This window comes from Acinetobacter sp. BEC1-S18-ESBL-01 (genome assembly GCF_014169935.1).
Taxonomy (GTDB): domain Bacteria; phylum Pseudomonadota; class Gammaproteobacteria; order Pseudomonadales; family Moraxellaceae; genus Acinetobacter; species Acinetobacter pittii.
On the sequence record NZ_AP022302.1, the window covers coordinates 581,418 to 601,411 of the forward strand.

Below are 19,994 nucleotides of genomic sequence, written 5' to 3' on the forward strand. Positions count from 1 at the left end.
AACCATCAAGTTAGGTCTTTTTTATGCGTATTTTTCAACGAATTCATCAAAAAATAAATTGGTCAGGGCGTCGTTATATGGCGGTATTACTTTGCGTTGTTGCTATTGCATATCTTGCGTCGGCGATTTACCACACAGTAAAACCATTACCACAAGGGATTAACTTTAGTGGCAAGCTTAGACATGCCGATGTCAAATTTTTAGCTGATAAAACCTACCTAGATGCGAAAGGACAACAGCAGGTTGATCAGCATATTTTTGATGAAATCTTGAAAATGATTGATGAGGCAAAAACCACAATTGTGGTGGATATGTTCTTGTTTAATTCAGAAGTGGGTGACTCGAAAATCAAGCAAAGACCATTAATGCAAGAGTTAACCGATGCATTAGTGAGTAAGAAAAGACAGAACCGTCAAATTCAGATCGTTATGATTACCGATCCGATTAACTCGGTATACGGTGGTATCAGCCCTGAACACTACCGTCAGTTACGTCAGGCAGGTATTGATGTGATTGAAACGAATTTAGTCCCTTTGCGTGCTTCTAACCCGTTTTGGTCTGGGTTCTGGTACATCTGCTGTCAAAATATTGGCAATAACCCTGAAAAAGGCTGGTTACCGAATCCATTCGGTGATGAAAAAATTACACTGCGCAGCTATCTAAACTTATTTAATTTTAAGGCCAATCACCGTAAAACCGTTGTCGTTGATACCGATGCTGGTTGGAAGACATTGGTGACCTCAGCAAATCCACACGATGGCAGCTCTAGACATTCTAATGTCGCATTGGTTGTAACAGGGGCGACAGCTGCTGATGTTCTCCAAACTGAAGCTGCAGTTGCACAAATGTCAGGCAGTAGTTCTCCATCGCTCATTTTAGGTGACTTTGAAAAAGACGTTAGCAAGCCTCAAGTGCAAGTTTTAACTGAAGGTGCAATTTATCAATCTGTATTGAAATTAATTAATTCAGCGAAGCCGAAAGAGCATCTTGATTTAAGCATGTTCTATTTATCTGAACGTAAGATTATTAAAGCCCTAAAAAGTGCTCAAGAACGAGGCGTTATTGTTCGTGTTTTATTAGATCCAAATAAAGATGCGTTTGGTCGACAAAAGAATGGTATTCCAAACCGTCAGGTGGCTTCAGAGCTACACGCTGCGGGCATTCCAATCCGTTGGTGTGATACACATGGCGAGCAGAACCATAGCAAAATGATCTTGAAATATAATGCCCAACACGCTGAGTTGATTGTAGGATCTGCCAACTTTACGGCCCGTAATTTAAAGAATTACAACCTTGAAACGGATATGTTGGTCATTGGCAAAGTTCAAGATCAAGTTTTTAAAGATGCACAAGATTACTTCAATACCTCGTGGTCAAACCTAAAAGATAGACAGATGAGCGTGGATTATGTGAAGTATGCAGATGAGTCTAAAGTGAAGTATTGGATTTATCGTTTTATGGAATGGTCAGGATTATCGACTTTTTAACCACCATCTTGAAGTTTTCCAAAAAATGGCTGTGCCTATAGTCATCCACAACCAGCCCAAAATCTACGATTAAATTGTTTTTGCAATAAAATTAGATAAACGAAAACAGTGAACAGGTTTTGTGGATGACAAATGCTTTTGGTTACTTTGGGCGAAACCAAAGTAACGAATTAGCTACTACAAGTAGAACTTAAAGCGTTAAGACCCCGTCGTGCTAATTAAAAATAGAGAGTAAAACTTTGAATATTTTAAGGCGCTGGCGGAATCAATTGATCCAACGCTTTATCATCAAGTTTTTCGATTTCACTCAAATCCGTTTTAATTTTCCACTGTGACTCATCATCTACAGGGGTTGGTAAACGTGCTTCAAGCCAGTCACAGACCACATCTGGAGAGAATTCAGGATGGTTACATTGAATAATCCATGATAAAAAATCTTTGGCTTCACCATTCATGTAAGGCGGTGGTGAAACAGGGAAGAATAATGTTGGTAGGCGTTCATTCGTCGATAGATAGTTTAAAACATGTCCTAATTCTTGAACTGTTTGCCATGCTAGCGGATGTTCTACATCAATACTGAACTTAAACCACCAAGCATGTTCGCCATCTGCTCCATGAGCCATGATACGGGCTTCTTGTACACTTGGAACTTTGCAAAAAAATTGATGAAGACGCTCAAAACTGATTTCAGACACAGCAATTGACCTAGTTTGAAAAATGCTAATGGTAGCACAGATACAGATTCTTCATATTTTCTTTATAGTCATTACAAAGTTTAGCAATCAAAGCGGTTTTATTCATGGTTTCTCCTTGAGTCTCTTTTAATCTAGCTTCATATCAAGATTAAAAGGAAATAGGCCATGAAAAAGCCAATCGTTCTTGTACTTTCGACATTAATGTTAGGTATATCAGCTACCGCGATGGCCGATTCTGGACACCGTTGGAACAATGACCATGGTAAAAACTATGATCGATATGAGCATCGTGATGACCGCCGTCATGATTATCGTAATGATCACCGAGCGCCAGTTTGGTCAAATGCTGATCGTGGTAAGCATTATGGTAACTATGTTGCTTTTAAACGTGGTGAACGTATTCCTGCTCAATATCGCCATAGCCGCTATTATGTTTCGGACTGGAGAGCACACCGTTTATATGCGCCACCACGTGGATACCACTGGGTTAAAACACCTAATCAATACTTATTAGTAGACTCAAGACACAACATTTACCGAGTTCGTTAAACGTAAAAATAAAAAGGCCTCAATATTGAGGCCTTTTTCTATGCTAATTCGTCATCTTGCGGTTGAGGGGTTTTCAAATTATTAGAAGTTTTTGCATGTTTCTCTTTCATCACTGATGGGTAGTGCCATGAAGCAAATCGAACGACTAAAATAGATAAAGCTAAAATCAAAATTGAGCCCGTAATAATGACTTGATCGATATCCGCTTTATGATCATGTTGAATATCTGAAATGAGTAGACGGGTTAAGGCCGTAATCGCGACATAAATAAGAAAACGCACAGGCATATGATTGGTTTTAAAGTAAATTCCAACCATTGCTCCAAGCTCTAAGTAAATAAATAATAATAAAATATCATCAATTGAAGCATACTTTTTGACGGTCAGAATTTCAAAAACCGTATTGGCTGCAGACCATGCCACCATACACCCGATAATGAATAAGGCTAAATAATGGAAGGCTTCTACTGCATAATGTCCGAAACGGTCGAGTATTCGTTCGTATTTTTTAGGATCAGGCATAATAAGATCTTTTGTTCACTTCGTAATGTTTAGAAATTAAACAAATTTTGTGCCAATGGAAATAGTAAATACAAAATAAAAAACGCCTGATTATTCAGGCGTTTTTATGAAGATTTAATTCAACTCAGGTAGTAAGGTGATATCCACTATAAATACAAAGACTATTTCAAATTTTTATATTGTTGAATGACATCTTCAAATACAATATGGCCTAAAAAGTTACCTGTACTCTTTACGGATTGTTCTTGTTCAATTGCATGCGCAAATTTAACCGCCGCCTCATTTTGTAATTGTTCATAAAGTCGTTTGCAGTTTGGAAATTGATCAATATCAATAACATTATGATATTCCAACCATCGTGCGATACCTGCGTAGTATCCGTCTACAAAAGACAATTGATCGCCAATTAGCCAAGTTTGATTTATCAGACTATTTTCTAAAGCGGTAAATGCTTTTTTAACTTGGACTGCTCCATATTCACATAATGCTTGTTTATTACTTTCTGAGGACGAGTGTTCAAGGCTATACCAGAGAGGGCTAAATGCATTGAATAAAGTCGTATTCAAAAAAGCTAGTTTCTGATTAAAGAGATTAAATTGTTCTGTTCCTTGTTCATAATGAAAAGCCGCATTCAGGCTTTTTGCCATGACATGGTTCAAGATAGCCATGCTTTCCGTTAAAACTTTACCATTATCGTAGAGCAGTGCAGGTGTTTCACCGACTGGATTAATTTGGCTGTATTCCTCGGTATTACACTGAGCCGGCATCTCAATTCTACAGAGTTGATAAGGTAAACCTGACCATTCCAATGCAACTATTGAACCAAATGAGCATCCAGAAGGTACGCCATAAAATAAAGTGAAAGTTGACATGATGATTACTCTTTTTTGATGTGTTAAATCATCATAAGTCGACAGAAAAGTTTCTAGTAGTCAGGTATTATGAAACTTATTGTCTACATATATGGACATTGAATAATGCTACTTAGACAAAACTTGAATGATGTTTATCTCTTTGTTGTTGCTGTAGAGCATCAAGGATTTTCTGCCGCAGCTAAACAGCTCAATTTACCTAAATCAACTATTAGTAAGCGTGTTGCAATATTAGAAAATAAGCTGGGCTTAACGTTAATTCATCGTAGTTCACGTAGTTTTGTCTTAAGCGAATCAGGAAAACTGTTTTATCAACATGCCAAAAATGCAGTAGATGAGTTTCGTTATGCAGAAGAAAATCTATTAATACAACAACAAGAACCAAGTGGTGTAGTCAGACTCAGTGCTTCTGTACCCATTGCTCAGTATCTTCTATCTGATTGTTTGCCTGAACTTGCAGAACGTTATCCTAAGCTGTTATTACAAGTAGAGGTAACTGATCGTTACGTTGATGTTATGAGTGAAAACTTTGATATTGTGATCCGTAGTCATTTTCAACCATTGCCGGATTCTGGATTAATTCAACGTGTGCTTAAAAATGATAAAATCATTGCTGTTGCAGCGCCTACCTACTTAAGGAAATCGGCTCCTATACATACACCAGAAGATTTGCTTAAACACGAAGGTATATGGCCTGAATTGCAAATGAATCCATGGCATTTTCAAAATATAAATGGTCAGAAAGAGATAGTACGTCCAAACATCCGCTTTGTAGCAAATGAGTCGGAGATCTTAAAGGGGGCTGCAAAAAGGGGATTGGGTATTACGCTTTTACCTGAAACTTTCTGTATGAATGAACTATCTGAGGGTAGCTTAATTCATGTTTTGCCAGATTGGTCTGCTGGTAGCGTAACGACAAGTTTATTGATGCTGACAAGACGAGGGCTTTTACCCAGTGTCAATATTACAGCTGACTTCTTGGTCGAGAAATTAAAAACTTAAAAGTTATTCTACTTTTTATGATTATAAAAAAACGCCTGATTATTCAGGCGTTTTTTATAAAGAACTTAATTAAGCTTGATTTGTAAAGTAATCTTCACTAAAGCCCATAATTAAGTCAGAACCAGCTTTAATTTTAGCAATACGCGTATCAATATCTGGCAAGATACGTTCAACAAAGTACTGAGCCAAAGCAAGTTTGTTTTGGTAGAAATCACCAGACTTATCTTTAGCAGCGGCAGCAATTTTCGCAAACATGTATGAGAAGCTGAGTAAACCCACTGCATGTAAATAATCAACCGCAGCTGAGTTAGGAAACTCTACATTCTCAGCAGCTTGCTCAATAATAAACTGAGTGATTGCTTCAATTTCAGTTGCAGCATCTAAAGTTGCATCTTTAATGAAGTTCAAATCAGTGTCTAAGTCATTTGCAAAGTCACGAATTTCAGTGATGTATTCAGCAATGAATGCACCGCCACATTTAATGGTTTTACGACCAATTAAATCTTGAGATTGAACACCGTTGGTTCCTTCGTAGATTTGAGCAATACGAAGGTCACGAATACATTGTTCCATACCCCATTCACGGATGTAACCGTGACCACCAAATACCATTTGAGCATCTAAAGTCGCTTGGAATGCTGTATCTGTGAGGTAAGCTTTTGCAATTGGAGTTAAAAGCGCAACACGGTCATTAGCTTTTTTCACTGCTGCTGCATCAGTTGAGAATTTAGTAATATCGAGTTGTTGACCTACATAGACAGCAAATGCACGAGAAGCTTCATTATTGGCACGTACATTTAACAACATGCGACGTACATCACCATGCACTAAAATGCTGTCAGCAGGTTTGTTTGGTGATTGAACACCAGCTGCACTACGACCTTGTAAACGGTCAGTCGCGTATTGAGCAGCATTTTGATAAGCAAATTCAGATGCACCTAAACCTTGAATACCCATTGATAAACGTTCATAGTTCATCATAACGAACATTGCAGCAAGGCCTTCGTTTTCTTTACCAACGAGGTAACCTTTAGCTCCATCAAAGTTCATCACACAAGTTGCAGATGCCTTGATACCCATTTTATGTTCAATAGAACCTGGACCAACATGGTTACGGTCGCCTAAAGAACCATCTTCATTTACAAGGTATTTCGGTACGATAAATAACGAGATACCACGTGAACCAGCAGGGGCATCTGGAGTTTTAGCAAGTACCAAATGAATGATGTTTTCTGCTAAATCGTTGTCACCGCCAGTAATGAAAATTTTAGTACCGGTAATGTTATATGTACCGTCTTCATTACGTTCTGCTTTACTTTTGATAATACCTAAGTCAGTACCTGCATGTGGTTCTGTCAAACACATGGTACCTGACCATTCACCTGAATAAATCTTAGGTAAATAAGTTTCTTTTTGTTCTTGAGATGCGTAGCTGCTTAAAGCCATACCAGCACCTACTGAAAGAAGCGGGTAAAGCATGAAAGATGGGTTAGTCGCAAATAACATTTCATCAGAAAGAACGGTGAGCATTTTTGGCATGCCTTGACCGCCCCATTCCTCATCGGCACCTAAGCCAATCCAACCACCTTCTGCATATTGACGAAATGCATCTTTAAAACCAGCTGGTGTGAATACTTCGCCGTTTTCATAGCGGGCCCCTTCTTCGTCACCAGTACGGTTTAATGGATGAGTCACGTTCTGAGCAAATTTAGCCATTTCTTCTAAAATTGCTTCAGCTGTTGCAGCATCTACATGAGCGAGTTTCTCATTAGACTGCCAAAATTGTTCTGCTTTAAATACATCATTTAAGATGAATTTCATATCAGCTAAAGGAGCATTGTAAATTGGCATAATCGTTCACCTTTTTTGTGCACATCGGCCTGTGCTAGATATCCTGTAAAACGAAATGGATATGGAATTTAAAGTGTAAATTTATCATTGATTTTATAAAAAAAGGACCGTCAAAACTGAGCAGTCCTTTTTTGTTTTTTAACATTGCATATCGCAACTAACTATGGTTAGAAAGCGAAATGTTCAGCGTCTAATGACATTAATGGATCTAGACCACCAGCGATCACATCTACGTGAGAACGTACACGTGGCAAGATTTTCTTGAAGTAGAAACGAGCAGTAGTTACTTTCGCATTGTAGAAGTCAACATCGGTTGTACCTTCTGCCAATTTCTCTTGTGCTACAAGCGCCATACGAGCCCATAGGTAAGCTAAAGTGATATAACCTGCGAAGTATAGGTAATCTACAGCAGCAGCACCGACTTCATCTGGGTTTTGCATCGCACGCATACCGATTTGCATAGTAAGATCGCCCCATTCTTTGTTAAGCGCCGCAAGCGGTTCAACAAATTCTTTCATAGCAGCGTTGTCTTTGTTTGCTTCTACGAATTTATGGATGATCTTAGTGAAGTCACGTAGCATTGCACCTTGAGTTTGCAATACTTTACGACCTAACAAATCAAGTGCTTGGATTTCAGTTGTACCTTCATACAAGCAAGCAATACGTGTATCACGTACGATTTGTTCCATGCCATGCTCAGAAATAAAGCCATGACCACCGAAGACTTGTACACCGTGCTTAGCAGATTCAGAACCTGTTTCAGTTAAGAATGCTTTTGCAATTGGAGTCAATAAAGACAAGATGTTGTCAGCAAACTTACGCTCTTCTTCAGTTTCGCCTTTTTCAACGATATCTGCGTATTGAGCAAGTAAGTAAACAAGAGCACGACCGCCTTCAGCAAACGCTTTTTGAGTTAAAAGCATGTTACGAACAGCAGGGTGAACGATAATTGGATCTGCTTCTTTTTCTGGAGCTTTAGGACCAGAAAGTGAACGCATTGCTAAACGTTCTTTGGCGTAAGTCAACGCACCTTGGAAAGATGATTCAGACGCTGCTAAACCTTGAACAGCAGTACCAATACGTGCTGTGTTCATGAAGGTGAACATACAGTTCAAACCACGGTTTTCAGGTCCAATCAAGTAACCTTTAGCTTGGTCAAAGTTAATGACACAAGTCGCGTTACCGTGAATACCCATTTTGTGTTCGATAGAACCACAACGTACCGCATTACGTTCGCCAATAGATCCATCTGCATTTACATTGAATTTAGGAACAATGAATAATGAGATACCTTTAGTACCTTTTGGTGCGCCAGGTAGGCGAGCAAGAACGATATGGATGATGTTCTCAGCCATGTCATGTTCACCAGCAGAGATAAAGATTTTCTCGCCAGAGATTGCATAGCTACCATCAGTATTTGGTTCTGCTTTAGAACGGATAATACCCAAGTCTGAACCTGCGTGAGACTCAGTTAAGCACATCGTACCCGTCCAAACACCTGAAACAAGGTTTGGCAAGTAAGTATTTTTTTGTTCATCAGAACCGTGATGCTCTAATGTACGTACAGCTCCGTGAGACAAACCTGGGTACATGCCCCATGCCCAGTTAGAGCTACCTACCATTTCAGAAATTGCGATACCTAAAGAGTTAGGTAATGCCTGACCACCGTATTGTTCTTCTGCTGATAAAGACGGAAAGCCAAGTTCAATATATTTTTGATAAGCTTCTTTAAAACCTGTTGGAGTAGTGACTACGCCATCATTCCAAGTACAACCTTCGCGGTCGCCAACTTGGTTTAGAGGAGAAAGCTCATTTTCACAGAAGTCCGCCGCAGCTTCTAAATATTGATCAACCAATTCACGGCTTACGTTACCTTGGAAATCAGGTAATTTTGCATAGTGTTCTTCAGCATTTAATAATTCATGCAAAACGAATTGCATATCACGTAAGGGCGCTTTGTATTGTGGCATATCGGGTTCCTCAATACTGGTGAAACCAGAGTTATAATCTTAATCTATGATAATGTGCCATGAGGCACCTTGGACTATTACATCGTGCAACAACTTGCATAACTGTACAAGCACCTCAGGACCTTTACTTTGTGACTGCAAAGTCAAGAAAAAAATGCTGAAACTATGTAAGTGCTTTGAGTGTAAATACTTTTAGTTATGTTTATATGATACAAATAGTCAAAATCGTAAACACTTATGTATAAACAAAAGGCGCCTATAGGCGCCTTTTGTTTTATGATTTTTAGAATTATTTTGCTTGAACTGGTGCAGGAGCAGGGGCATTAACAGGTGGTTGAGGGCGTTTTGGTTCAAAACGAAGGTTACAAGTACCTTCAACTGTCTTATCCCCAATTTGAACACTTACGGGTTGTCCATTGGCCTTACCATCACATGCTTTTTGGATTTGTTCAAAGCGAGCTTGACGTTCTGCGCGGTGCTGTTCCCATGCAGCTTTTTGTTCTGGGGTGAACTCACGGTGCTTCATACGGTGGTGACCCTCACGTGGGCCATCTTGCATCATTCCATGCTCTGGTTTAGGTGGTTGAGTTGTCGATTGACACGCAGCCAAACTTCCCATTGTTACAATTGCCGCACTGAATAATGCAATTTTAGCCGTCATTTTCATATTTAAAGCCTTTTAATGTTGTGTTTTCTGATGGCTTAAAGATTAGATAATAAAGATGTAGAAACAATGGAGAGTTTTTCTTTTCGTTGTTGGTTACAATGCAAAATATAGGGTAAAAATGAGAGAGTGCTTTTGAACGTTCTACGTGTTCCCATTGCATTACGGTTATTTTTGACAGTCTTGCTCACCACATTGCTTATTGCGACTGCAAGCTTGAGCGTTTTGCACTGGACCATGCAAAAGAATTTTGCCAAATACGTGGCTGACGTTGAAATGCAGAAACTAGACCGCCTCATTACCAATCTGGGTGACGTCTATACGGTGTATCATGATTGGGGGAATGCGATTCAGGCACAGATTTTACAAATTGAAGGAACCGCAGCTCCTGACGACTATGATCGTCTCTCGCAGTGGTGGCTTCGTCGTCAATATGACATTGCAATACAACAGCATTCTTTCGATGAACATGCCCTTATTAATATTTCACCGCAAGTTGCACCGACCAATAAAAATACTATTTTTAGTGATGAGGAATTAAGAGCACTCGAGCAAAATTTACCTTCCCAGTATCAACCCTTTGAAGGGCTAAGATTCCCTTTAAGCGCAAATCAGTTTCGCCCAAGTGATGATAAAAATAAATCAAAGAAGGGAAGCTTAAAAGATATTGAAACCCAAAATGGCAAGAAACGTTTTATTGCTTTACCAGACCGTTTAGGATTGAGTTCGCGTTTATCTCTATATGATGCACAGCACCAGTTTGTGGTAGGTGAACCGCCTTCATCAGATCAGATGTCATTTCGCCCAATTATTTTAAATAATAAAGTCGTGGGATATTTAGGTTTAAAGCCTGTTTTAGATAAAGAAGACGCTTTGAGTATTAATTTCTTTAGTAATCAAAAGCGTTATTTACTCTTAATCTATGCTTTAACCTTACTATCAAGTTTAGTTGCAGCACTGTTAATGGCGACTTATTTTAAAAAGCCAATTCAGCGTTTATTAAATGCAACCAATGAATTAACCAAAGGAAATTATCAACACCAAGTAGTTATTAAGCGAAATGATGAGTTAGGTGATTTATCAACTCAATTGAACCATTTGGCAGAGATTTTACATCAGCATGAAGAGTCACGACGTCAATGGGTGGCAGATACTTCTCATGAATTAAAAACGCCTTTGGCTGTATTGCAAGCACAAATTGAAGCCATGCAAGACGGGATTCGAAAAGCAACTCCTGAACATTTAGATGCAATGATGCGTCAGGTTTCAAGCTTGAAAAAATTGACCCAAGACCTTGCAGACTTGGCGCAGGCAGATGCTCAGCAGCTTAAGTGTTATTTGAGCTCTGTAAATCCATGGGAAGTGGTACTACAAGAAGTTGAAAACTTTAAACCCAAACTTGAGCAGGCTGGTCTCGAAATTCAAGTTGAAGGAACAAGTTCTCCGCTATTATTAGACCGTGACCGGTTTAAACAGATTATTGTTAATTTAATTAGTAATAGTATTCGTTATACGGAAACAGGTGGCAAAATTCATATTCATACAAGCCAGACTCCTCAAGAGTGGACTTTGTATGTCGATGATAGTCCTTATGGTTTAAGTGATGAGCAGTTATCCCGTTTAGGTGAACGTTTCTATCGCGTAGATGATTCGCGTACGCGTAGTACAGGTGGAACAGGGCTGGGCTTAGCTTTGTCTTGTAAGATTGCGCAGGCGCTTGGTGGTACACTCAGTTTTGAACATTCACCATTAGGTGGTTTACGTTGTGTACTTACTTTTAAAAAGCAGAGTTAAATATAAAAGGAAAAATATCTCATGAAACATGTGATGTTGGTTGAAGATGAAGTCGAATTGGCGCATTTGGTGCGTGATTATCTTGAAGCTGCCGGTTTTGAAGTAAGTATGTTTCATGATGGTCAAGATGCCTATGCGAGTTTCCAGCAACGTAAACCAAATTTGATGATTCTGGACCTAATGGTTCCACGAATGGATGGTTTAACGATTTGCCGTAAAGTTCGTGAACAATCAGATTTACCGATTATTATGGTCACTGCCCGTACCGAAGAAATTGACCGAGTATTAGGTCTTAACATGGGAGCTGATGATTACGTATGTAAACCATTTAGCCCAAAAGAGTTAGTGGCTCGTGTACAAGCTGTTTTACGCCGTTTAGAGCGTAAGGCAGAACCTGAACAAAATGATTCTTTCCGAATTGATAAAGCACAACAAAGAATTTGGTATCAACAAAAATCATTGAGTTTAACACCAACCGAATTTCGCTTACTTGAGCTATTTTTAGAGCATGTGGGGCAAGTTTATTCACGTGCACAATTATTGGATCATATTAATCCAGATAGCTTCGATGTTGCCGATCGTGTGATTGACAGCCATATCAAAAATTTGCGACGAAAAATTAGTGAAGCAGCGGAAACTGGTAACCGCCATGAGTGGATTCAAGCAGTTTATGGCGTAGGTTATCGCTTCGAATATCCTGAAGAGTAAGTCTTCATAAAAGTTATTCTGTGGATAACCACAATGTTATCCACAGAAAATGTGGATAGTTTTAAAGATTTTATGGATAAATTATAATCTTGGTTTGATTGGGTACCAATTGCCAAATTTCATCTATATCTACATTTCTAACCGCGATACATCCTAACGTCCAATCCTTATGGGGCATATAAGTCGAGCTAAAAGGCATCGAGAGTAATGATTTCGGAACAGATCCATGAATCATGATATCTCCTCCTGTTGGTTGATGATGTTGCTTGGCATAAGCAATATCTTTCGCATTGGGATAGGAAATATACAAAGATTTATAGTAAGCACTTTGTGAGTTTCGCCAATCTATAGAATAAATCCCTTCAGGTGTTCTACCATCATTTTCAAAGTGTTTATGTCCTTTGGGATTAAAGCCGAGACGAATCGGATATTGCCGAATCACGTCCTGATTACTCTTGAGCAGAAGTAGGCGTTGGTTTTTAAACACTTCAATTGAAGTAACAGGCTTGGTCTTGATTATTTCTTGGATCTCTTCATTTGAGAGGGCTTGATGGCTTGACGTAAAAGTCGGTAAATATTTTTCATAATTATAAAAAGCGATTCCCAGTGGAACTATAAGAAATGTACAAATAATGAGGGGTTTAATTTTCATATATTATTCTTTGATGTGTAAGAAACTCTCTTAAGCTAAGTGGCTTAAGAGAGTTTAGTTTTTTAATATTAAGATGAACAGCTCACTGCCACATCTGGAACATCACTTGGTAATGGCCCTAAATCTTGTGGTTGCTCAAGATCTGGTTGTCTTCTGTATGGATGATTAAGTAGCTTAAATAAACGATCTACTTCGCTAAAATCATCTCTTTCCGCTGCTTCAATAGCACGCTGCGCCATGTGATTACGTAAAATATAAACTGGATTTGCTTTTTGCATATTTGCATCCAGCTCATCAATATCTTGATGTTCACGAATGCTTTCATATTGGCTAAGAAACTCATCAAACTGTCGAATATCAAGGCAATCATCTCGTAAAGCTTTGTATTCTTTATTTTGAAGACGAATAAAACTTTGAGTGTAATCGAGTTGTTCAGTTTGTAAGATTCTTAAAAACGCAAAACTACAATCAAGGCTGTCTTTGTGGAAATGGGGAAGTCCCATTTTTTGACATAAACCTTGTCCATAGTGTTCTAAAAAGATTGGTTCAAATTGTTCTAAGCAACGTGCTAACTCTTCTTTAAACTTATCTTTTTGTTCAGGTTCAGCGAGAGGAATTAAGTTGTTTAGCCACGTCCATAAGTTCCAATGGCCTATACTCGGTTGATTTTGATAGGTATAACGACCTTGGTAGTCTGAGTGATTGTTGATCCAGTTCGGGCGAAAACGCTCCATAAAACCATATGGCCCAAAATCGAGTGTTGAACCTGTAATATTTAAGTTATCGGTATTCATTACGCCATGAGCAAATCCAACCAATTGCCATTTCGCAATCATAATTGCAGTACGTTCAACTACCTTTTTGGCAAAGGATAAAATTGGATTTTCAGTTTCTAAGCATTCTGGATAATGCCATTCAATACATTTTTGAGTGAATTCTGGTAGCAATTCAGGCGCATATTGATTAATCCATTCGAAGTGTCCTAAACGAATATGACATTCAGATGTTCTAAGTAGCATTGCGCCTAACTCTAATTTTTCACGCTGTACGCCTTGAGTCGAGGTTGTAAAACCGACTGCATGACTAGATGCGACGCCTAAAGCATTTAAAGCATGTCCTGCTAAATATTCACGGACCACAGAACGTAATACTGCTCGCCCATCTCCCATTCTTGAATAAGGCGTAGGACCTGCACCTTTTAGGTGTAGGTCAATGGTTTGGCCCTTTGTATTGAGTATTTGCGCAATGAGTAAGCCACGTCCATCGCCGAGTTGTCCTGCCCATTGTCCGAATTGGTGGCCAGCATAGACCATCGCAAGAGACGGAAATTCAGGGAATGTACGCTGTCCACTACAGATATCAACCCATGCATTTTTATCGTCTTCTGACCATTGCAGTTCATCAGCCAAAGCACTGTTAAAATGTCCTGCTTTTGCACCACGTAAAGGTGATGGTTGCTGAACATGAAATAATTTAGACGGAAGTGAAGGGTAGAGCGGATTAAACTGCATAGGCTTAGCAAAATAGAGAGAGCGGATTTCACTATAACACAGTTAAAAAGCAGGCATAAAAATAGCTCCCGAAAGAGCTATTTTAGATCAGAATTTATTTTAGTCTGACACCACATTGGTATTCTTTTTAACACTACGCATAAGTGTTTCTAAGCATTCGCGGTGATGACTTAAACGGTGTTCAAGCAATTGGAAATCAACTTTAAGCTTATGATCCATTCTATGAATCTTTTCAGCCATTGCTGCTTTTTTAGCTTGTAACTCTTGTTCTTTAAGTTTTGCCCAATCATTTAATGTATGTGTAAATGCTTCGTACTCTTGTGCAATACGTTGCTTCATTTGAGTAATGTCTGCATTTACATCATGACCATAAATAGCGAGGTCTTGTTCAGCGTATTTAAATTTCATCGCCAGTTCTGCTTTTTTAATATTAAAGCTTGGAATACGACGTAAATTTTTAGCTAAACCAATTTTAGAACATGACCAGATCAACCATTTTGTTGGGTCATATTGCCACCATTTCACACCATTACGATAGTCGTATTGGAAGATATGGTGATAGTTGTGGTAACCCTCGCCCCAAGTGGCAATAGCTAACCAGAAATTATCACGTGCTGAGTTTTCGTCTGTATAAGGACGTTTACCAAACATATGGCAAAGCGAGTTAATAAAGAATGTAACTTGATGGCTGATGATTAAACGTAAGAGACCACCTAGGAGGACTACACCCCATAGATCACCTGTTGCCCAACCAATTAAACCTAAAATACCAACATGAACTGCAACTACAAGTAGCGCGTAATATTTATGCTGGAACATGACCAATTTATCATTGAGTAGATCTGGTGCATTTTTAAAGTCTGGCTCAGATGGTGAATGATCGCGGATCATCCAACCCATATGGGCATACCAAAAACCACGTTCAATTGAATACGGATCTTCATCAACATCATCAACATGTCGATGGTGAGTACGGTGACCAGATGCCCAGAACAAAATACTATTTTGTACGGCAAATGTTCCACCGATCATTAAAAGAATTTTAAGCGGTAACGATGCTTCATAAGCTCGGTGAGCCCAAAGGCGATGGTAACCAGCAGTAATCCCCATACTACTTAGAGCTAAAAGAAAAAATAAGCTTACCCATGCGCTTACACTAAAATCATAATAATACGCATAAATCGGGATTATGATTGCGGCAAGAATTGGTAAACCAATTAAGGTAATGCTAGCGGTCCAGTTAATTGGGGCTTTGAGTGGGGCGGAAGTCATATCCGGCAGCGCTCCTAGAATCCTTGTGAAACAAGGTACAAAGACAAAACGACATAGCAAAACCAATCATCAAGATATATTGCTATTCTATCCTTCATATTAGCACGTGCTTAGTGAGAATCACTAGCATTATTGTACAGATGTATTGAAAGAACCGTAACAGAATTAAACTATGTCAAAGAGTTTTTCAAGCAGGAGAAGTTGTTTAATGAACGTACAACGATTGAAAAAAAAGAACAGCATTGATATTTCAAGAAAATTATCATTGAAGTGTGTCTTGGTCACAATCAGTCTTGTATTAGCCGCATGTCAAAGTGCACCCGAACAAACTACGAAAAAAGTTCAAACAAAAAGAACAGTTCATCAGACTCAAACCCCTATTGTAAAAAAGCGAGTGAGTCCAGATGGCATTCAAGATATTGATTGGCAGATCACTCAGATCAGTGGTCATAAGGCAAAATTTTTTAACCAATGGCCAACCCTTTCACTGAACTCAGCAGTCAAAACAGTATCGGGACATACTGGCTGTAATGCTGTTTTTGGCCGTTATACATTTAATTTTAGTCAGCAAAAACTTGATATGCAAGTAAATGCAGGCCATTCAAGCTGTGATGGTGCTTTGGCTCAAGAAGCAGAGCTGGTAGATGCTTTGCAACGTATTCAACGCTTTCAACTCGTAGGTAATACGCTATATCTACTTGACCAGAGTGGTCAGCGCCTCATTCAGGCACAAAAGAAATAAAAGGTGGTTTTTACCACCTTTTTTATATTTACAGGGCTTGTAACATCGTGGTTGGAATATCTGTAATTAAGCCCTGAATCTCTAAATCACGCAGCCTTTTTGCTCTTTCTACATCATTGACTGTCCAGACACTAATGTTCAAACCAGCTTGATGTGATAATTGAATCATTTCATCTGTTGCCAGTTGGTCGTGCCAACCAATATGACAGCACCCATATTGATGCGCGAGTTCAATTGCCGTTGCCCCAACTGGAAGCTCAACTAACAATCCGCGTTTAAATTGAGAGTTGATATCGCGTAAGGCGTTTAGAATTTGAAGATCAAAACTTGTGATGGTTACAACTTTTTCAAAGCCCTGTAATTCCGTCTCAAGCTTTTGAACGAGTTTTTCGGCCAACGCCATATCTCTTACAGCTTTAACTTCAACTTCAATATGATCGAAATTATCAAGTAAGTTTAAAACGGCTGTGAGTGTAGGTGTTGGCTCTGAATTTGGCCAGTCAGGCCAGCTTTGACGATGATCAAATGATAATGCTTGAGCTAAAGTAGATTGTTCTACAACTTGATCGACTCCAGCTGTACGCAAAAAATTGTCATCATGAATAACAACCAACTCTTGGTCTTGAAGCTGACGAATATCGAATTCGACACCACGAATACCTAAATTTTTTATGTACTGAAACCCACCAAGTGTATTTTCAGGAGCTTCTCGGCGTGCACCACGATGACCAATAATGCGCATAATTTTCTTCTATGAAATCTTTTGATTATGGTCTCTTTAAAAAGAGCAGAGACCATGTTTAATCTAATCTATTTTTAAATAATCTCATTAATATTTTTTTGCCAAAGCACTTCTTGACCACCTTCGGCACGCTGTAAAGCTCGTGATGCAACAAATAACCAGTCAGATAGGCGGTTTAAAAGTTGGAGTGCTGTAGCTTGAATATTTTGATCACGAGTTTGTACTGACATGAGCGATCGTTCTGCACGGCGGCAAACGGCACGGGCTTGATGAGCATAACTACAAGATAAAGAACCAGACGGTAGGATAAACTCTTTAAGCATCGGTAAGTCTTCATTCATACGGTCAATTTCTTTTTCAAGAAATTCAATACAAACCGGCTGGAGTAGATTGTAATTTGGAATACAAACCTCTCCACCTAAATCAAAAAGCCAATGTTGAATCAGACTTAAGCTTTTATCCCAAGCGGCCTTATCAGTTACTTGGCTATCTGTGATTTGAGCACGAAGTACCCCAATAATGGCGTTGAGTTCATCAACATCACCAAGTGCCGTAATTCGTAAATCATCCTTGGCAACACGAGAACCATCGCCTAAACCTGTGGTACCTGAATCGCCTGTGCGTGTATAGATTTTGCTTAAACGGTGTCCCATGATGGATATCCTGAACAAAAAAAAGGGATAATGTCGGTCAGAACATTACCCCGAAACTGGAGTTAAGAAAATATTTTTATAGTTGGCGTGAGAAATTAATAACGGAAAGTTACGCCAACAGAAGCTTGACGGCCACCGTTCACATACCAGTTACTAAAGTTGTAAACTGTTTTATATTCAGCATCACCTACATTTTCGATATTAGTAAATACTTTAACATTTGGATTGATATTCCAGTAAGCACTTAAATCGACAGTAGCATAGCCTGGTACTTTTTGTGGATTAGAGCTATTCTGCGCATTAGAGCTAGAGCGGGCAATAACAGAAGCGCTAACACCGTAAACAGCATTTTCTAAGCCTGTAGTTAAGGTAAGTGTTTGTTTAGGTCGATAAGCAATTTCTAAACCAGTTTCTTTATTCTCAGTTTTTACATAGGCATATTCAGTCGATAAAAATAGATCATCTTGTTTCCATTTAAATCCAACTTCTCCACCAGAAAATTGTGCTTTGTTTAGATTTTCATAAGTACTTGTCGTTGTATTAGTTGCAACATCAAAGCTTGAAGTTGAGGCAATTAAATTTTTGACGTCTGTTTTGTATGCCGATAAATATGCTGTTAATGCAGGAGTAAACTGATGATCTAAGCCAATTTCATATGAAGTACTTTCTTCTGGTTTTAGATTAGTATTCCCATAAGTATGATAAATTCCAAAAGAACCATAATCCGCTTCGCTGTGATAATACAATTCAGTAAGTGAAGGAGCTCTAAATGCTGTTCCGATATTTGCATATATACTGGTTGACGGTAATACAAAGTAACGAATAGCCCCTTGTCCTACATTATGTGTTCCAAATTTTTCATTATCTTCGAGGCGGATGCCTAATTGCGTGCTGATTTTATCAGTTTTATATTGATGTTGTAGATAATAGCCAGTAGAGTCAATATCTTGCTTTCCATTTAAAATGGAGGCATCTTGATACTCTGTATTATCAATACTTGTGCCAACCAAGATGTTTTGTGCCTGTGTAAATTGCCACTTAACATTTAAATCACCTTCATTGCGTTTAGTGTCGGCATGATAAGGTGATGATTCACGATACTTTTGTGTATCTTTAAAATTAGAATATCTTGTATTGATAGTGATATTAGTTGTCGGTTTGTATTCGACTCTGGTACTGACTAACTGATTGTCAAACTCACGTTTAGCTGTATTACTTATGCCACCATTGTCTGAATAATTATTAGCGCCTTTATTTTGAGAAATTTCAACACTTGTATTTAAATTATTTTTATTGTCATATCCTAATTTTGCGCTATAACCTTTTTGATCATAAGCAGCTTTTAAATTGTCTGGTTGTGTGTTGAAAATATGTGTTCCATCACTTTCCATACTTTGCCCACGAATCTGAGCAAAGAATCCTGCATCACTGACCAAATCTGTTCCAATAATGGCCTTATAAGTATTATCTTCACCATAAATACCTGTAACGAATGCAGAGTTTCTTTCAGGTGTAGATGTAATCATTTGAATCACACCACCAATCGCATCAGTACCATATTGAACTGATGCAGGACCTTTTAATATCTCAATGCGGTCAAGATTAGTTGTATCTAAAAGTTCAGGATAGATTGGGGAAAGGGTATTTGGAGTATTTAGACGTGCTCCATCTTTTAATAACAGTACATGATTTGGATTTGTACCACGAATCAAAAGATTAGTGCCTTGTCCAAGACCACCATTTTGTTTGATATAAATAGATGCATCTTTTTGTAAGATATTAGATAAATTTGAAATAGGATTTTTTTCAATTTCTTCTTTTGAAATCACTGAAATACGCGCCGGAACCTCACTGGCTTTTTCAGCACTTTTTGAAGCAGTCACTACAATTGGATCAAGCTGAGTTACATTCGTTGTATCTTCAGCAAAAATAACAGGTGAACACCCCATCGCAATAGCGATAGCCCCTACCAGACGAGTAGGTTGAAAAGACTTAGACATAACATGCTCCATACATTCACCCCACGTGAATGATCGGGTAGATAGATGAAACAAGTAGGTCTCCGGACTTCAGCGCCATATTTAATTTATGGACATATTCACCTTCCCACATTACTGCAGTGGTGTAAGTCGAGAACGACTTAAAAAATATGCTTTACATTGTTACCGTTGCGGGGGCAGTGCCGGACTTTCACCAGCTTCCCTAAAGCATGAATTGCTTACACTTGCTTCCAATTTTACGCAGTATAAAGTGGCGATTTACTTCATACAATGTCATTTGGAGCAATTCCCTGAGAACTTTTACGCAAG

Annotated in this window: 18 protein-coding genes and 1 riboswitch; of the genes, 6 read left to right on the top strand and 12 right to left on the bottom strand. The window is 38.7% G+C overall.

Annotated features, from left to right (window positions below; translation table 11 throughout):
- Positions 1-23: 23 nt before the first annotated feature.
- Positions 24-1,487 carry a phospholipase D family protein gene (locus tag H7R46_RS02880; protein ID WP_005064206.1) on the top strand — a complete coding sequence of 488 codons (1,464 nt, stop codon included), beginning with the start codon at positions 24-26 and terminating at the stop codon, positions 1,485-1,487.
- A gap of 248 nt (positions 1,488-1,735) precedes the next feature.
- Here the strand turns inward: H7R46_RS02880 and H7R46_RS02885 are convergent, their stop codons facing one another.
- The gene (locus H7R46_RS02885; protein WP_005064208.1) at positions 1,736-2,182 is read right to left on the bottom strand and encodes a hypothetical protein; all 447 of its coding nucleotides are present in this window, start codon (positions 2,180-2,182) and stop codon (positions 1,736-1,738) included.
- 165 nt (positions 2,183-2,347) lie between these two features.
- Here H7R46_RS02885 and H7R46_RS02890 point away from each other — a divergent pair, with 165 nt between their 5' ends.
- Positions 2,348-2,731, top strand: coding sequence for an RcnB family protein (locus H7R46_RS02890; protein WP_005064209.1), 384 nt, complete (start codon positions 2,348-2,350; stop codon positions 2,729-2,731).
- 38 nt (positions 2,732-2,769) lie between these two features.
- Here H7R46_RS02890 and H7R46_RS02895 read toward each other — a convergent pair whose 3' ends face one another.
- Both H7R46_RS02895 and H7R46_RS02900 read right to left on the bottom strand, forming a co-directional pair.
- Entirely contained in the window at positions 2,770-3,252 is a 483-nt protein-coding gene (locus tag H7R46_RS02895) for a phosphate-starvation-inducible protein PsiE (protein ID WP_002116490.1), read from the bottom strand.
- Between the two features lie 161 nt (positions 3,253-3,413).
- Positions 3,414-4,124 carry a glutathione S-transferase family protein gene (locus H7R46_RS02900; RefSeq protein ID WP_005064212.1) on the bottom strand — a complete coding sequence of 237 codons (711 nt, stop codon included), beginning with the start codon at positions 4,122-4,124 and terminating at the stop codon, positions 3,414-3,416.
- A gap of 123 nt (positions 4,125-4,247) precedes the next feature.
- Here H7R46_RS02900 and H7R46_RS02905 point away from each other — a divergent pair, with 123 nt between their 5' ends.
- On the top strand, positions 4,248-5,126 hold the full coding sequence (locus tag H7R46_RS02905; protein WP_080630969.1) for a LysR substrate-binding domain-containing protein: 879 nt from the start codon (positions 4,248-4,250) through the stop codon (positions 5,124-5,126).
- 69 nt (positions 5,127-5,195) lie between these two features.
- Here H7R46_RS02905 and H7R46_RS02910 read toward each other — a convergent pair whose 3' ends face one another.
- From H7R46_RS02910 to H7R46_RS02920, 3 genes are all read right to left on the bottom strand, one after another.
- Positions 5,196-6,977: an acyl-CoA dehydrogenase C-terminal domain-containing protein gene (locus tag H7R46_RS02910; RefSeq protein ID WP_182924240.1), complete on the bottom strand. Its 1,782-nt coding sequence runs from the start codon at positions 6,975-6,977 to the stop codon at positions 5,196-5,198.
- A 167-nt stretch (positions 6,978-7,144) separates the two neighbouring features.
- Positions 7,145-8,947, bottom strand: coding sequence for an acyl-CoA dehydrogenase C-terminal domain-containing protein (locus H7R46_RS02915; protein WP_005064220.1), 1,803 nt, complete (start codon positions 8,945-8,947; stop codon positions 7,145-7,147).
- Between the two features lie 289 nt (positions 8,948-9,236).
- A complete protein-coding gene (locus H7R46_RS02920) occupies positions 9,237-9,614 on the bottom strand; it encodes a hypothetical protein (RefSeq protein ID WP_005064222.1) in 378 nt (125 codons plus the stop codon).
- A 132-nt stretch (positions 9,615-9,746) separates the two neighbouring features.
- Between H7R46_RS02920 and baeS the strand changes: the two genes are divergently transcribed.
- Positions 9,747-11,405: a sensor histidine kinase efflux regulator BaeS gene (gene baeS, locus H7R46_RS02925; RefSeq protein WP_005064224.1), complete on the top strand. Its 1,659-nt coding sequence runs from the start codon at positions 9,747-9,749 to the stop codon at positions 11,403-11,405.
- A gap of 21 nt (positions 11,406-11,426) precedes the next feature.
- Complete coding sequence (locus H7R46_RS02930) at positions 11,427-12,113, top strand: response regulator (RefSeq protein ID WP_002116101.1); 687 nt, start codon at positions 11,427-11,429, stop codon at positions 12,111-12,113.
- A gap of 70 nt (positions 12,114-12,183) precedes the next feature.
- On the opposite strand, the gene H7R46_RS02935 is transcribed toward H7R46_RS02930, so the two are convergent.
- The 3 genes from H7R46_RS02935 to H7R46_RS02945 form a co-directional block, all read right to left on the bottom strand.
- The gene (locus H7R46_RS02935; protein ID WP_005064226.1) at positions 12,184-12,765 is read right to left on the bottom strand and encodes a L,D-transpeptidase family protein; all 582 of its coding nucleotides are present in this window, start codon (positions 12,763-12,765) and stop codon (positions 12,184-12,186) included.
- A gap of 68 nt (positions 12,766-12,833) precedes the next feature.
- Positions 12,834-14,276 (bottom strand): protein adenylyltransferase SelO, encoded by a 1,443-nt coding sequence (locus H7R46_RS02940; protein ID WP_005064227.1) that lies wholly within the window; start codon positions 14,274-14,276, stop codon positions 12,834-12,836.
- A gap of 99 nt (positions 14,277-14,375) precedes the next feature.
- A complete protein-coding gene (locus tag H7R46_RS02945) occupies positions 14,376-15,548 on the bottom strand; it encodes an acyl-CoA desaturase (RefSeq protein WP_002116208.1) in 1,173 nt (390 codons plus the stop codon).
- A gap of 208 nt (positions 15,549-15,756) precedes the next feature.
- Here H7R46_RS02945 and H7R46_RS02950 point away from each other — a divergent pair, with 208 nt between their 5' ends.
- Complete coding sequence (locus H7R46_RS02950) at positions 15,757-16,290, top strand: META domain-containing protein (protein WP_005064230.1); 534 nt, start codon at positions 15,757-15,759, stop codon at positions 16,288-16,290.
- 28 nt (positions 16,291-16,318) lie between these two features.
- On the opposite strand, the gene H7R46_RS02955 is transcribed toward H7R46_RS02950, so the two are convergent.
- The 3 genes from H7R46_RS02955 to H7R46_RS02965 all read right to left on the bottom strand — a co-directional run bounded on the left by H7R46_RS02955 (position 16,319) and on the right by H7R46_RS02965 (position 19,697).
- A complete protein-coding gene (locus H7R46_RS02955; protein ID WP_005064234.1) occupies positions 16,319-17,032 on the bottom strand; it encodes a glycerophosphodiester phosphodiesterase in 714 nt (237 codons plus the stop codon).
- A 74-nt stretch (positions 17,033-17,106) separates the two neighbouring features.
- Positions 17,107-17,685 carry a cob(I)yrinic acid a,c-diamide adenosyltransferase gene (locus H7R46_RS02960; protein ID WP_005064237.1) on the bottom strand — a complete coding sequence of 193 codons (579 nt, stop codon included), beginning with the start codon at positions 17,683-17,685 and terminating at the stop codon, positions 17,107-17,109.
- A gap of 95 nt (positions 17,686-17,780) precedes the next feature.
- The gene (locus H7R46_RS02965; RefSeq protein ID WP_080630961.1) at positions 17,781-19,697 is read right to left on the bottom strand and encodes a TonB-dependent receptor plug domain-containing protein; all 1,917 of its coding nucleotides are present in this window, start codon (positions 19,695-19,697) and stop codon (positions 17,781-17,783) included.
- Positions 19,698-19,720: 23 nt separating this feature from the next.
- Positions 19,721-19,928, bottom strand: a riboswitch (cobalamin riboswitch).
- Between the last annotated feature and the right edge of the window lie 66 nt (positions 19,929-19,994).

Excerpts from the sequence above, each read along its gene's own strand:
- H7R46_RS02880 (WP_005064206.1), top strand. The coding sequence starts at position 24 with ATGCGTATTTTTCAACGAATTCATCAAAAAATAAATTGGTCAGGGCGT.
- H7R46_RS02890 (WP_005064209.1), top strand. The coding sequence starts at position 2,348 with ATGAAAAAGCCAATCGTTCTTGTACTTTCGACATTAATGTTAGGTATA.
- H7R46_RS02895 (WP_002116490.1), bottom strand. The coding sequence starts at position 3,252 with ATGCCTGATCCTAAAAAATACGAACGAATACTCGACCGTTTCGGACAT.
- H7R46_RS02900 (WP_005064212.1), bottom strand. The coding sequence starts at position 4,124 with ATGTCAACTTTCACTTTATTTTATGGCGTACCTTCTGGATGCTCATTT.
- H7R46_RS02910 (WP_182924240.1), bottom strand. The coding sequence starts at position 6,977 with ATGCCAATTTACAATGCTCCTTTAGCTGATATGAAATTCATCTTAAAT.
- H7R46_RS02915 (WP_005064220.1), bottom strand. The coding sequence starts at position 8,947 with ATGCCACAATACAAAGCGCCCTTACGTGATATGCAATTCGTTTTGCAT.
- H7R46_RS02920 (WP_005064222.1), bottom strand. The coding sequence starts at position 9,614 with ATGAAAATGACGGCTAAAATTGCATTATTCAGTGCGGCAATTGTAACA.
- H7R46_RS02930 (WP_002116101.1), top strand. The coding sequence starts at position 11,427 with ATGAAACATGTGATGTTGGTTGAAGATGAAGTCGAATTGGCGCATTTG.
- H7R46_RS02935 (WP_005064226.1), bottom strand. The coding sequence starts at position 12,765 with ATGAAAATTAAACCCCTCATTATTTGTACATTTCTTATAGTTCCACTG.
- H7R46_RS02940 (WP_005064227.1), bottom strand. The coding sequence starts at position 14,276 with ATGCAGTTTAATCCGCTCTACCCTTCACTTCCGTCTAAATTATTTCAT.
- H7R46_RS02945 (WP_002116208.1), bottom strand. The coding sequence starts at position 15,548 with ATGACTTCCGCCCCACTCAAAGCCCCAATTAACTGGACCGCTAGCATT.
- H7R46_RS02950 (WP_005064230.1), top strand. The coding sequence starts at position 15,757 with ATGAACGTACAACGATTGAAAAAAAAGAACAGCATTGATATTTCAAGA.
- H7R46_RS02955 (WP_005064234.1), bottom strand. The coding sequence starts at position 17,032 with ATGCGCATTATTGGTCATCGTGGTGCACGCCGAGAAGCTCCTGAAAAT.
- H7R46_RS02960 (WP_005064237.1), bottom strand. The coding sequence starts at position 17,685 with ATGGGACACCGTTTAAGCAAAATCTATACACGCACAGGCGATTCAGGT.
- H7R46_RS02965 (WP_080630961.1), bottom strand. The coding sequence starts at position 19,697 with ATGGAGCATGTTATGTCTAAGTCTTTTCAACCTACTCGTCTGGTAGGG.